The organism is Bdellovibrio bacteriovorus, assembly GCF_001592745.1.
GTDB lineage: Bacteria > Bdellovibrionota > Bdellovibrionia > Bdellovibrionales > Bdellovibrionaceae > Bdellovibrio > Bdellovibrio bacteriovorus_B.
The window spans coordinates 2,036,073-2,048,275 of sequence record NZ_LUKD01000001.1 but is presented as its reverse complement, the minus strand read 5'-3'; the positions used below and the strand labels follow the sequence as shown (position 1 = coordinate 2,048,275).

The window sequence follows — 12,203 nt, the reverse complement described above, 5'->3', positions numbered from 1 at the left end:
TCCTGGATCATCGGCAAGTCTGGATAAACTGAAAAATTATTAATCAGACACGCTAGGACTATGGTCCTAAAGAAACGTTCAAGCTCCCCTTTTGATTCGCCGATATGAGGAATGAAACAAAACAAAGGGAGTTTCAAAATGAGTCAAACTTATGATGTACCAAACCTCTATAACTTTTTATTGCACACACCAGAGGCTGGTCTCAGAAAAATGCTCGTGGACAACAAGCCAATGACGGAGGCTCACTTCAACCTGATGTTGAAGATCGTACGCGCATGTGACGAAGCTCATTTCACTGAGCACTTCACTAAACAGGATTTCCCCAAAGTGAAAATGGGTCCTGCCGATATCAAATTGAAAGAAAAATTCTGGAATGATTGCATGACGACTTGGAACAGTCGTGGACTTCTGACTCCAGCTGTGGCAACTAAAGCAGCTTAAGGCGCGGCAGCGCAGAAGGCGCAGCGGCCTTCGGGCCGCGGAGCTGGACTGGTTTTTAATTCATGATCGCATACTTAACCACAGAACAATTTCTGCCAGAGCTTCTTGAGGAACTTAAAAATGTTCGCTCAGTCCATGGAAGCCTGGTTCTTACTGATGGGCCCTTGCAGCACTCTGTCTGGGCCCAAAATATTTGGCTCAACCCCGAAATCATATCTTTTGAATCCATCAGCCAGGCGGCAAAAGCTTTAAAGGGTTTAGGCAAGCTGTGGGTGCCTTATACATTCGACCATCATCGACGCGCACAACTTATTCAAGAACAACTGCTAAAAGTAAAACCCCGTATCGTGGATTTCTTAGGGGCCCTCCCCGAAGACAATCTAGGGGCTTGGACATTGATAGATAAGAACACGCTTTTAGCCTCAAGCAAAACCAACTCCCCATTTCCTTTAGGGGAAGTGCAGTTTAATGAGGATAAAAAGAATCCGCCGTCGCGGGCTTACCTGAAGCTTTGGGAGCTTTTCACGGTGTATGGAATTCTGCCTAAAGCAGGACAAAGAGTTGTCGACTTTGGAAGCTGTCCCGGAGGGTGGACCTGGGTGCTTCAACAGATCGGTTGCGAGGTTGTCAGTATCGACCGCGCACCTTTAGAACCCCACATCGCCCAACTTCCGCGCATTCACTTTATGAAGACGAATGCTTTCACGGTGAAGCCCGAGGACATTGGGGCCATTGATTGGTTTTTTTCTGATATCATCTGCTATCCCGAAAAACTTCTGGAACTTGTTCAAATGTGGCAGAGTTCAGGACTATGCTCGAACTTCGTTTGCACGATAAAATTTCAAGGTAAGACGGACTTTGCGACTCTCAAAAAGTTCCAGTCTTTAGAAAATGCACGTGTGCAACATCTGCATCACAACAAGCACGAGGTCACGGTATGGATAAAGACATCTTCACCCTAGTAGGTCGCGAAGACGAAAAGATCAAGCTTTGGCAGGATCTTGCTCAAGCTCAAGGAGAGCTTCTTTGTAAAGGTAAAGAAGAATCGATTTGCAAACTGCGCGTGAACTTTTTTAATTCTAAAACCAAATGCCTTGAATGCACTGTCGAATCCATCACGACTTTAAAACCTCAAGAAGAATACCTAGGTCATTTCTTTTTGGGTGGAGAAAAATACTACTTCCAAGGCTTCGCGCAAATTCATCAGGAAAAAGTCGTCGTGCCCGTCGCTGAAGAACTCTATCATCTTCAACGCCGCCAAAACTACCGCGTGCGCATCCCGGAAGGCTATCAAGCTTTTTACAACATCGTTCTGGTGAACGAACAGCCGCAGAAAATCATCGGTCAATTGGCCGATCTGAGCAGCCAAGGCTGTCGCGTGATTTACCGAATGGATGCTCCGCTGATGAAGATCGGCGATAAAGTCACCGGACATTTGGTGATTGGGAAAAGATCGCCGATTGAAATTCAAGGCCTGGTCCGTCACATCAAAGTCGACGAAGGCAATAAGGTGATTCAGACCTTTGGGATTGAATTCACTCCACTATCAACGATGATCGAAAACAAACTTTTCGCTTTGACAATGGAGATTCATAAAGAAGTCTTTAAAAGACCTTCGTGATTACTGACCTTGGGTTGTGGGCTCCAGGATTGTCGGATCCTTCTGACGAATGCCCTCGTACTCTTGATCAATACTCTTCTGTAACTGTTTCCGTTTTTCTTCAGCCTGTTTTTTCAGGTCCGACTGTGCTTTTTTATTCTCGTCATAGCGTTTCGTATAATCACGGTGTAACTGATTGAATTCATCCGTTTTAGAACGAGCGTAATCGTCAAAGTTTTTTCTTTTATCGCGCATATCGGCTTCAAACTCATCGCGCTGTTCTTTTTGCTTGGAATAAAAGTCTTTTCTTTCGCCATCAAGCTCTTCAAAGAACTCTTTGCGTTCATCGGAAGTAACTTTCTTTTTTGAAAAGTCTTTTCGCGCGTCGCCCTGTTTTTTGGAAAATTCGTCGCGCTCTTTCTTTTGAGTTTTATTAAACTGCTCGCGACTTTTCGTCATGTCTTTGTTAAAGAGCTCGCGCTTTTTATTGATGATGCTAGAAAACTTGGAGCGCACTTCGGAAGGCGAACGTGAAAAATCCGACATCAGCTGATCCATAAAAGCTTTTTCATCGTTTTCTTTTTGGCGTTCAGGCGGAATATCTTTGCGCAATTTATCAAAGGCTTCGCGGTCGGCTTTTAACGAATACTTGTCGTCGACCAAGGTCGTGTCATTGTCGGGGCGATTTGTCGGCTCATCTAAGGCCCAGAGTTTTTCAGCACCAAATACCAGCAGAGTTGTCAGGAATACGGTGAAAATCCAACGGCGCTTTGTATCTTGAACCGGACTACGCATGAAGACTCCTCTTTATTTCGGCGAATGTATACTTTTGAGAATAATTGGACTCTTTTGAAAACACAACAGACCGATAAGAGGTCATATGTTATACGGACGAAGAGTTATCGAACCCCAGCGTGTGCCCCATGGACAAGGTCCTCGCCGCTTCATTTTAAATAAAAGCTTTCAGTACAAATACTGTTGGTACATGGTGACAGCCGTTGCGGGTGGCGCGGTTTTATTTCTTCTTCCAGCCTATTACTTCATCGTTCAGAATTATGATCTCTTCAAAAGTCTTGCTTACGACACACATCCTTACTTGGTAGAGCATCTTGAGCGCGAAGTGACGTGGCTTAAAATTTTCTTAAGCGCCAGTTTCCTGTTCCTTATGGGAGTTACTTTGTTCTTGGGAATTCGTATGACGAAGAATCTACTCTCGCCACTAGTGACGATGGAAAGACACATGCACCAATTGATGTTGGGTCAGTGGCATATTCCTGATTATCACTTGCCAGAAGAAGACGACTATCGTGACCTTGCGATGACGTATGACTATTTCTATCGCGCTTTAAAGGCGAATACTGAAACTGAACTAAAGCTTTTAGAAAAATTAAGCATTGATCCGCAAAACCGCGAAGCTTATGCCGCTTGGAAACATTTGCTGGCAGAAAAACGCGCGCGCCTAGGTATTCGTGAAGAGTTTATTACTAACGATTCCGTCGTAGACTTGAGCGAATTTGATCAGAGACGTCGCGTTTCTTAATAGCCTCACGCTTGTCGTGAGTCTTTTTACCCTTCACCAACGCAATTTCTAATTTCGCACGGCCGTTTTTAAAATAGATTTTAAGCGGCACGCAAGAATAGCCTTTTTCCTTTAAGGCACCGAAAATCTCATCCAACTCTTTGCGATTCAGTAAAAGCTTACGAAGTCTTTCTGGAGCATGGTTGTTGTAACTGGAAGCTTTGTATTCGGCGATATGTGCGTTCTGCAAGAAAGCTTCATCACCCCGAAAAGAAATGTAAGAGTCTTTTAGTTGCACATCTTTATTGCGCAGGGATTTCACTTCGCTTCCCATAAGCTGCAAGCCCGCCTCGTAGGTTTCTACGATCGTGTAATCAAATCGGGCTTTTTTGTTCTCTTGAACAATTAAAATGCTCATGCTTCAAATCCAAAGTGCTTATACAAGGTCACAAACTGCGCGGGGCTGAGTTCTTCCGCACGGGCCGTTTCTGTAAAACCCATGCCGGTGATCCAGCCCACCAATTGCTCTTCAGTTAGCTTCTTTTGACTTAAAAGACCAGACAAATTTTTCTTTAAAAGCTTGCGGCGTTGGGCAAAGGCGGCTTTAACAAAAGTGAGAAAGGCCTGGCGATTTTTAACTTCGCTTTGCAGACGCGAAAAGCACAGCACTCGGCTGGCGACACGTGGAGGGGGCGAAAAATCCCTCGGTCCCGCCTCAGTCACCATTTCCGTCTTCCAGAAGACTTGAGCAATAACACTTAAAAGTCCGTAATGCTCTGACTTCGCCACGGCACGGATTCTTTGAGCCACTTCTTTTTGGAACATCAGAACCATGTGCTCAACACCCGGAGCTTCCATCGAACGCTCAATGACGATGCTTGAAGAAATCTGATAAGGCAGATTGCTGACGAAAACGACTTTTTTGTCTGAATAGAAGCGCGACCAATCGAGTTTTAGAGCGTCTTCTTCAAGGACATTTTGCCCTTGCTCACGCCAGTAATTCGCAATCACACGATCCAGCTCAATTAAAGTCAAAGGCACATTCATTTGTTTTAAAAAGTAAGTTAAAGCTCCAGGACCTGGGCCCACTTCAATCAGCTCTTCGGGGTTGAATTCTTTCACCTGATTGATGATGCGCTCAATGACGACATCGCTGACCAAGAAGTTTTGACCTAACGATCTTTTGGCAAGAATGCCAAGTTCTTGCAGCGTTTGCTCTAAGCGTTCTCTTGATTGGCTCATCTAAAATCCGTTGTCAAAACTTGTGGTGAAGGTCCGAGGTCGATGTTGGAAAATTCCCCGGCATTCATTCTTAGAACGCCGGCATACCCGATCATTGCGGCATTATCCGTGCAATAGCGGATTGGTGGAACTACGAGGGTCAGACCTTTCTTCGCGGCCCATTCTTCTGCACGTGCGCGCAGACGAGAGTTCGCACTCACGCCGCCAGTTAAGATCACGCGCTTAGATCTAAATACTTTGGCCGCTCGATCTAATTTAGCAATAAGAACATCGACAATGGCTTCTTGGAAAGAAGCACAAAGATCAGGAAGCTGCTCTTGCACTAGTTCTGGTCCTAATTGTTCCAACATGCGCTGACCCGATGACTTTAAGCCGGAAAAGCTCATATCGAAAGTTTCGTCATGAATCATGCTGCGAGGAAATTCAAAAGCATGGGGGTTTCCGGTTTTTGCCATTTGATCGATACGCACACCGCCTGGAAAACCCAGACCCGCCATCTTCGCAAATTTATCAAAACACTCCCCGGCTGCATCGTCTTTCGTTGCGCCCAGAACTTTGTAATCACCCAAACCTTTGATTTGATAAAGACTGGTGTGACCACCACTGATGGCTAATCCTACGTAAGGATATCCGAAGTCTTCAGGGGGAGCATATTGAGAATCACGCAAGAAAGGCGCTAACAAGTGACCTTCTAGGTGATTCACCCCTAGAAATGGAAGACCTTTTGCCTGCGACAAGGATTTCGCCGTCACAAGCCCCACAATTAAGGCGCCAATCAGACCAGGACGATTGGTGACGGCAATTCCCTGCACGTCTTTCCAAGTCATTCCGGCTTTTTTAAAAGCCTCTTCAATCAAGGGAATCAGAGCGATGGAGTGATTTCTAGCCGCGATTTCAGGAACGATACCGCCATAGATTTCGTGTTCTAAATCTTGAGAAGCCGCGACAACAGAGTGCACCCAACCACTGCGATCTACGATCGCTACGGAAGTGTCATCACAGCTGGTTTCAATGGCTAATACACGTTCAATCACGAATTTATTTTTTTAAACCCTTCAAGCGAGTTTTAGAACGACGAGCTTCATCTGATTTAGGAAACTTGCTGACCACTTCGTCGTAAAAAGTTTTTGCTTCATCTTTCATGCCCAACTCTTGGAAGGACACACCGATTTTATAAGTCGCATCCGCGAACTTAGACCCTTTCGGATTGTCGTCACGGTATTTTTGGTAGTTTAAGATAGCCTGTTTCCAGTCTTTTTTATTGAAGAATTCTTCACCGACTTCATAAACATTTTTCTTGGCTTGCTTCGCAGATCTTTCTGCCTGGCCAGCAACTCGTTCGGCCTTCAATGATTGGATTTCAGCATTCAAAGTGTAAATGTCTTTTTCCATTTTCGTCAGAGCCTCTTGAAGAAGCGTGACTTTTTGGTTTAAGTCTTGATTTTGTTGTTGTGTGTTTCTAACGGCATTTTCTATGCCCGAGTTTCCTTGGCCGACACGGTTTTCAACCACGTCCACACGGCCATTCAGACTTCTCATTTGTTCTTCGATGTCGGCAAAGCGGTTTGAAACATCCGCATTGCTTCTTTGCAGTGTCGTTACTTGTTGCTGCATGACTTGGCGTTGTTCAGTTTCACGAACTTCGTTACGCGTTTTCAAACAACCAGTCAGAAATAGAGGAGTGGCAACAAGAGCCACTAGGATTTTCTTCATAGAACATCTCCTGTTCTTTGACGAATCAATCGTGCTGAGTTTTCTGCTTTTTCTGCAGAAACACGTGCGCGCACAAATTGTTCTTTAGCTTTCGAATAATCACGATCTTCAAAATAGATACGGCCTTTGCGATAAGCTTCTTCAGCTTGATGCCAATAACCTGGGGAATGGCGGGCCGCTTGAACAGAACGAGCCGCATCTAGTGCAGCTCTTGCGAGGGAATAATCCTCAACGGGTGCAGGGACTGTTTGACAGCTGACAATCACCGTAAAAAGTAGAACTCCGATGAAAAGTCTCTGTAGTCTCACTGCACACCTTTCTTAACTTAAATTACTGAGCAGGAACAAAGTTCGCACGGCGGTTTTTCGCCCAAGCTGCTTCAGTGTCACCCATATCAAGTGGTTTTTCTTTACCGTAGCTGATAACGCTCAAACGATCGCCAGCAATACCCAAGCTTACCATATAAGCTTTCACTGCGTTAGCGCGTCTTTCACCTAGAGCCACATTGTACTCGATAGTACCGCGGTTGTCACAGTGACCTTCGATTTGAACTTTCACGCCTGGGTTTGATTTCATCCACTCAACGTTAGAAGCGATCACTTTTTTAGAAGCCGCATCCAAGCTCGATTTATCGTAACCGAAGTGAACAGTTTCTAGACCCGCAATTTTTCCAGAGTCAGAACCCATTGGATCATAACTAAGTGGTGATGAGTCAATGGCAGTAGATTGGCCGCCTGCAGGCAAAGTTTCAATGGATTGATCCGATTGAGTTTGTTTTCCTTTACAACCAGCAACAACCGCGCAGGCAACAAGACCAAGAGCTAATTTACGAAACATGATGTCCTCCTATGAAGATCCAATAGTTATCATTAGATAAAAACTTTAATTTATAGCGGCTCATTGTCAAACCTTAGATTTCCTAAATGATATTGTGTTGCTGTACGGCTAAGAGACTTTATGCACAGACGGCGTGTTTTACATCTTTGGTTCTCTTTCATTTTTCTTTTTCCTCTCTCAGCGTTCGCACAACTTGAGGTTCCGCCTGAATTAAAGTGGAAGACTCTGAAGACTCCTCATTTTGAAATCATCTTTAATGCCAAGCAGCAGGACCTTGGTCTTCTTTACGCCGAAAAACTGGAAAAAGCCTACGCCGAACTCCGCTCTTATTTTCACTCTCTGCCCGAAAAAACCATCGTTATTATAAACGATAAAACTGACGTCACAAATGGATATGCCACTCGCATTCCCTACCCTCACATTATGGCTTACCCCGTTTTGCCGGGCCCGGAAGAGAGCTTGGCTGACACGGGTGACTGGGCCTTTGAACTTCTTGCCCATGAATACACTCACATTCTCAATTTTGAACCCGCCAATGGAATCATGAAACCTTTGCGTTTCGTTTTTGGAAATATCATCGCACCGAATATTCTTTTGCCAACATGGTGGAAGGAAGGCGTGGCGGTTGAAATGGAAACGCGCTTAGGAAACCACGGCCGCCTGCGATCCTTTTATCAAGATGCGACGATTCGCGCGATGGTCGAAGACAAAACTTTTTACTCTTACGACATTGCCGAAGCCAACGAGTACATTCCCACTTGGCCCGAAGGCATGCGAGCTTATTTGTTTGGCTCCCTTATGTGGAGTCAGATGTTCACTGAGCACGGTCTTCACGTCGCCAAAGACCTGAACGAGCGCCAAGGGGGCCGGGTTCCTTATTTCATCGAAACTCCGGCCAAAGAAATTTTAGGAATGAACTACACGGCCCAATACAATCAGATGCTGGATGAAGTCGTCATTCGCGCGCAGACACAGCTAAAAACCATTCGCGAAGGCAAAATCACTCAAGTCGTAATTCCGAAAAATAATTTTGTCTCTGTGACCGCCCCGTCTATTTCCCCGGATGGAAAACACCTGGCGGTTGTGACTGAAGACGATGCCAGCTCCCGTTCCGTGAAAATCATCACTCGCGCGAACGATTCACAAAGCTTTTTGGATGCACAAAGCTCGGATACGGTTGAAAAATTCAATCAGGAATTTGAACCGGCCTCTCCGCGAGATGGACCTCCTACCGGCAGTATCCAAAGAGTCAGTTGGTTTCCGAATTCGGAAAAAATCGTCTATGACAAGATCGACTATGTGAATCGCATCGAGCGTTTTTCTGATTTGCATGTTTACGATCTGGTTCACAAAAAAACCACACGCCTGACACAGAAACTTCGGGGAAGAGAGCCTTCCGTCGCCCCCGATGGCTTAGCCATTGTCTTTGTAAAATTAGATGGTGGGAAAACTCACTTAGGAATTTTAAAAGACACTCAAGGCACTTGGAAAGAAGAGATTGTTTACTCTCCGGAACTGCAAGAAAGAATCTCTTATCCCCTGTTCTGGAATCAGGATCTTCTTTTATTCTCTTTGCGCAAAGTGGATGGGTCAGAACATCTTTATAGCTATTCTCTGTCGTCGCAAAAATCAGAGCTTCTATTCCCGGAATATAAAAATATTCGTTTCGCAAAGAAAACACCTGAGGGTCTGCTTTTCACTTCCGGGCAAAGTGGTGTTTTGAATCTTTATCTTGCCGACAATGATCTTAAAAAAGCGCGCCCGGTTTCAAATACGTTGACGGCATTTTTTACAGCCGATTTTGATCCTCTCAGTAAAGATATTTTTGCGACTCATATGACATCCCAAGGCCCCAAGGTTGTCGCAATCAAGTCGGAAGAGTGGAGAAATGCGCCTTCCGAACTTCCCGAAATCAAAGGTTTGATGGCGGATCGTTATCCTGAAGTAAAACCTGATGAAAAAAAGATCGAAGAGGCTCGTGCCGCTTTAAACCAATCAACGCTTGAAGATTATTCTCCTTATGGTTACCTGTGGCCTCAGTACTGGATGCCTTTTGTGTCAGGTTCTTCCAGCGAAACCGGCATCATCCTGACAGCGCAGACTTCGGGTTTTGATCCCCTGAAAAAACACAGCTATACACTCATTGGGTCGTGGGACACGGGGCTTAACCGTGGAAGTCTTGTGGGAACTTATTTGAATCAAACCACGGCTCTTCCCTGGACGGCTTTGGCTTACAAACGCAGTTCTTACTTAGGCACTGTATCTAATGAGCTGAATGACTACGGTCTTGCCGCCGCAGTCTTACCAAGTATGTTCTGGGTTTCAAAATACACGAATTTGCAAATCGGCTGGCAATATCTTGAACGCGAAACCGTAAATACAAACACCAAACGCACCGGCCCCTATGCGATGTTGAGTCACGCGAACTATTCAAAAGCGGGCGCGCAGATTTCTCCGGAAAGTGGCGGCGGCGCTTACCTGGGAGCTTATGATTACATCGCTCAAGATGGATACTTAAGCCACACGCAGTTTTTAGCCGGTGGAGAAATTTATCTGTCTCACTATTTGCCGAAACATCACGCCTTGATGTTACGAACGAATGGTGTGTACACGCCAGATCGAGTTTCTGCGGTTTACGGTGTCGCGACGGAGCCTTTGGTCTTCGTTCCAGACAGTCCTCTGCCCCAATATATTTTGCGCGGTTACAAACGAGGTCAGCTGTTCGGAAAAAACCTGGCGGTAGTGAATGCAGAATACCGCTTGCCCGTGATGGATTTTTATCGCGGTTCAGGAACGGATCCTCTTTTCTTGCGTCGTCTTTCAGCAGCCGTTATTGCCGATGGTGCCGCTGCGGATGGACTTTTTGTGAACGATGTTCGCTCCGTCTATGAAACTACCGACATGAAACGTTGGTATTGGAGTTCGGGGGTGGAACTTAAATTAGAAACCACTTTGGGCTACGTCATCCCCGTGAGCTTAGTCGTCGGATATTACGTGGCTTTCAACACCCCCGCCGGTTCTGAGGGAGTCATCGGAAGCGCCCTTCAGATCACTGGGTTTTAACCCTCTTTAGGCTCTTCAGCGTCTTACTAATGAGTGCTGAAAAGCCCCATCGCCCACAAAGGATCCCCCTCCTCGGGCGATGGGAGTCCCCCTTTCGCGCCGAGCCAAACTTACCAGTCTTGACAAAGACCCAGGCCCTCGAAATTATTAAAGTAATCGACAACTAGCGGCGAGGATGCTGCGTTATGCTGTCAACCGGGAGGGTTCATGGAAAAAATCAGCTGGATTAAAGAACTTGTGAAAGCTGAACAACAAATGGAAGAGTCTGGCCTCGTGGATATGAGCTTCGGATTTGATTCAGAAAAAATTCTGATCAACGAAAGCATTCAATTCCTGCTAGAGCTAAAAACTGAATTTGTTGACGCCTCCACTTCATTCAACGAGTTGAAACCTTCGGCTTTGGGTCGTATCAAAATTTACGGTATCGCGAAAACTCACGCCGACTTCATGCTGTTCCGTAACGGCTTTAAAATGATCTTCTCTTTAAAAGCGCCGGGACAAATCAGCATTCGTTTCAATTTTATTGGAACGAACTACATTCCAACTCCGGGTTCTACAGAAGCTCAACAAACAGCGACGAACGTTATGGACGAGCATATTGTTGAAGCGAAATGGGGTGCATTCGGCGAGCTTGTGTGGATGTACCAAGGTTTGCCTGTGAAACTGGAATACATGGTTCGCCACTATCTGACTTTGTTCATCAAAGAAAGTTCGAAGTAGTTTTAAAATTTTAAAAAGAATTTAAAAGCGCTGCCCACAAAGCAGCGCTTTTTTTATTAGTGCTGGCCCTCAGGACTCACTGATTTTGCGGATGAATTCCCAACACAAGAATCTAATCGTTTGATGTTGTTATTAGAGATCATGCATTTCACGAGCTGTTCGGAAGTTTTATTTCCCGCAAGGCATTTCTTTTGGGTTTCAATATGATTGATCTGCCCACAGGTATAAATGACATCCGTCGGTTGATTGCTGGAAACACACTGGGCGATCACATCATTGCGATTAAAGCTTTTCGCACAAGCATACAAACCATCTAAAGGGAGCTGGCTTTTCAAGCAGGCCTTATAAGCCTCTTTGGGTAACTGAAGACCACCGCACAATGCCGGAGTGGCGGCCGACGCCATCGAGCAAGACAAACTCACCAAAACCCCTGCCATCCAATACCTTAACGCGTTCATAAGAACCTCTTAATAAAAGTATGCAGAACTTTTCGAAATCATGCCGCAAATATTCTTGATGACTGGAAAAACTGTTCCATCACATCGCCTTTTCATAATGACATTCTTGGAGCGCTATTTTCAAGACTGTCTAAGCTTCTGACACTGAAAGGTGTTTTGGAAAATTTCGCAAACAGCCCCCTGAATGGCACGGGTGTAGCTATAGAAACCACATGAACATTTATAAATAAGGAGTTTTTTATGAAAAAGATCGTACTTACTATCGCGACCCTGGTCCTGACTCTTCAAGCCCATGCCGAACTGAAAATAACAGATCCCGCTAAGGGCGGATTGCTTTTTGGATTCTTAGCAACTATGGAGTCTCCACAAAATGCCGGCGATGGGGTTCTTCTAGTTTCGGCGAATGTGTCTTGTGCGCTTCATAAGAATAAACAAGTCTATTGCATGAGCTCAGAAGGCGGCATTACTGGTGAGATCGCCGAAGAGCTCTATCTGTCATTTTCTCCGAAATCAGAAGAGCAGTTTGACGATGTGACCGTTCGCCGAGGCCACGTGGCTTGCGCTTCTATCGAAGAATCCGGCAAAGCTCCGCGCTATAACTGCTTCTAAA

General features: G+C 45.4%; 15 protein-coding genes. 7 read left to right on the top strand and 8 right to left on the bottom strand.

From position 1 onward, the window contains the following. Positions 1 to 138: 138 nt before the first annotated feature. From AZI87_RS09830 to AZI87_RS09820, 3 genes are all read left to right on the top strand, one after another. Positions 139 to 441 carry a hypothetical protein gene (locus AZI87_RS09830; RefSeq protein WP_155722527.1) on the top strand — a complete coding sequence of 101 codons (303 nt, stop codon included), beginning with the start codon at positions 139 to 141 and terminating at the stop codon, positions 439 to 441. Between the two features lie 62 nt (positions 442 to 503). Further along, complete coding sequence (locus tag AZI87_RS09825; protein ID WP_063206359.1) at positions 504 to 1,403, top strand: SAM-dependent methyltransferase; 900 nt, start codon at positions 504 to 506, stop codon at positions 1,401 to 1,403. After that, positions 1,379 to 2,062: a PilZ domain-containing protein gene (locus AZI87_RS09820; RefSeq protein WP_063206358.1), complete on the top strand. Its 684-nt coding sequence runs from the start codon at positions 1,379 to 1,381 to the stop codon at positions 2,060 to 2,062. Before AZI87_RS09825 ends, AZI87_RS09820 begins: the two co-directional genes overlap by 25 nt. Here AZI87_RS09820 and AZI87_RS09815 read toward each other — a convergent pair whose 3' ends face one another. After that, positions 2,063 to 2,836, bottom strand: coding sequence for a hypothetical protein (locus AZI87_RS09815; RefSeq protein WP_216635255.1), 774 nt, complete (start codon positions 2,834 to 2,836; stop codon positions 2,063 to 2,065). An 85-nt stretch (positions 2,837 to 2,921) separates the two neighbouring features. On the opposite strand from AZI87_RS09815, the gene AZI87_RS09810 reads away from it, so the two are divergent. Next, the gene (locus AZI87_RS09810; RefSeq protein WP_063206357.1) at positions 2,922 to 3,581 is read left to right on the top strand and encodes a hypothetical protein; all 660 of its coding nucleotides are present in this window, start codon (positions 2,922 to 2,924) and stop codon (positions 3,579 to 3,581) included. Here the strand turns inward: AZI87_RS09810 and smpB are convergent. Genes smpB through pal form a run of 6 tightly spaced genes read right to left on the bottom strand, consistent with a single transcriptional unit; the run spans position 3,526 to position 7,352 of the window. After that, entirely contained in the window at positions 3,526 to 3,978 is a 453-nt protein-coding gene (gene smpB, locus AZI87_RS09805; protein WP_063206356.1) for an SsrA-binding protein SmpB, read from the bottom strand. The genes AZI87_RS09810 and smpB overlap by 56 nt on opposite strands. Next, positions 3,975 to 4,802, bottom strand: a complete 828-nt coding sequence (gene rsmA, locus AZI87_RS09800) for a 16S rRNA (adenine(1518)-N(6)/adenine(1519)-N(6))-dimethyltransferase RsmA (RefSeq protein ID WP_063206355.1) — start codon at positions 4,800 to 4,802, stop codon at positions 3,975 to 3,977. Before rsmA ends, smpB begins: the two co-directional genes overlap by 4 nt. Beyond that, positions 4,799 to 5,833 carry a tRNA (adenosine(37)-N6)-threonylcarbamoyltransferase complex transferase subunit TsaD gene (tsaD, locus tag AZI87_RS09795; protein WP_373999710.1) on the bottom strand — a complete coding sequence of 345 codons (1,035 nt, stop codon included), beginning with the start codon at positions 5,831 to 5,833 and terminating at the stop codon, positions 4,799 to 4,801. The genes rsmA and tsaD overlap by 4 nt, the downstream gene beginning before the upstream one ends. A 7-nt stretch (positions 5,834 to 5,840) precedes the next feature. Next, positions 5,841 to 6,515, bottom strand: coding sequence for a tetratricopeptide repeat protein (locus AZI87_RS09790; protein ID WP_063206353.1), 675 nt, complete (start codon positions 6,513 to 6,515; stop codon positions 5,841 to 5,843). Continuing rightward, positions 6,512 to 6,823: a DUF4398 domain-containing protein gene (locus tag AZI87_RS09785; RefSeq protein WP_063206352.1), complete on the bottom strand. Its 312-nt coding sequence runs from the start codon at positions 6,821 to 6,823 to the stop codon at positions 6,512 to 6,514. The genes AZI87_RS09790 and AZI87_RS09785 overlap by 4 nt, the downstream gene beginning before the upstream one ends. A 22-nt stretch (positions 6,824 to 6,845) precedes the next feature. Beyond that, a complete protein-coding gene (gene pal / locus AZI87_RS09780; RefSeq protein ID WP_063206351.1) occupies positions 6,846 to 7,352 on the bottom strand; it encodes a peptidoglycan-associated lipoprotein Pal in 507 nt (168 codons plus the stop codon). 120 nt (positions 7,353 to 7,472) lie between these two features. Between pal and AZI87_RS09775 the strand changes: the two genes are divergently transcribed. Both AZI87_RS09775 and AZI87_RS09770 read left to right on the top strand, forming a co-directional pair. Further along, complete coding sequence (locus AZI87_RS09775) at positions 7,473 to 10,415, top strand: TolB family protein (RefSeq protein ID WP_063206350.1); 2,943 nt, start codon at positions 7,473 to 7,475, stop codon at positions 10,413 to 10,415. A 207-nt stretch (positions 10,416 to 10,622) separates the two neighbouring features. Next, a complete protein-coding gene (locus AZI87_RS09770) occupies positions 10,623 to 11,135 on the top strand; it encodes a hypothetical protein (protein ID WP_041869467.1) in 513 nt (170 codons plus the stop codon). Positions 11,136 to 11,191: 56 nt separating this feature from the next. Here the strand turns inward: AZI87_RS09770 and AZI87_RS09765 are convergent, their stop codons facing one another. After that, positions 11,192 to 11,593 (bottom strand): hypothetical protein, encoded by a 402-nt coding sequence (locus AZI87_RS09765; protein ID WP_155722526.1) that lies wholly within the window; start codon positions 11,591 to 11,593, stop codon positions 11,192 to 11,194. A 240-nt stretch (positions 11,594 to 11,833) separates the two neighbouring features. On the opposite strand from AZI87_RS09765, the gene AZI87_RS09760 reads away from it, so the two are divergent. After that, entirely contained in the window at positions 11,834 to 12,202 is a 369-nt protein-coding gene (locus AZI87_RS09760; protein ID WP_063206348.1) for a hypothetical protein, read from the top strand. Position 12,203 lies beyond the last annotated feature (1 nt).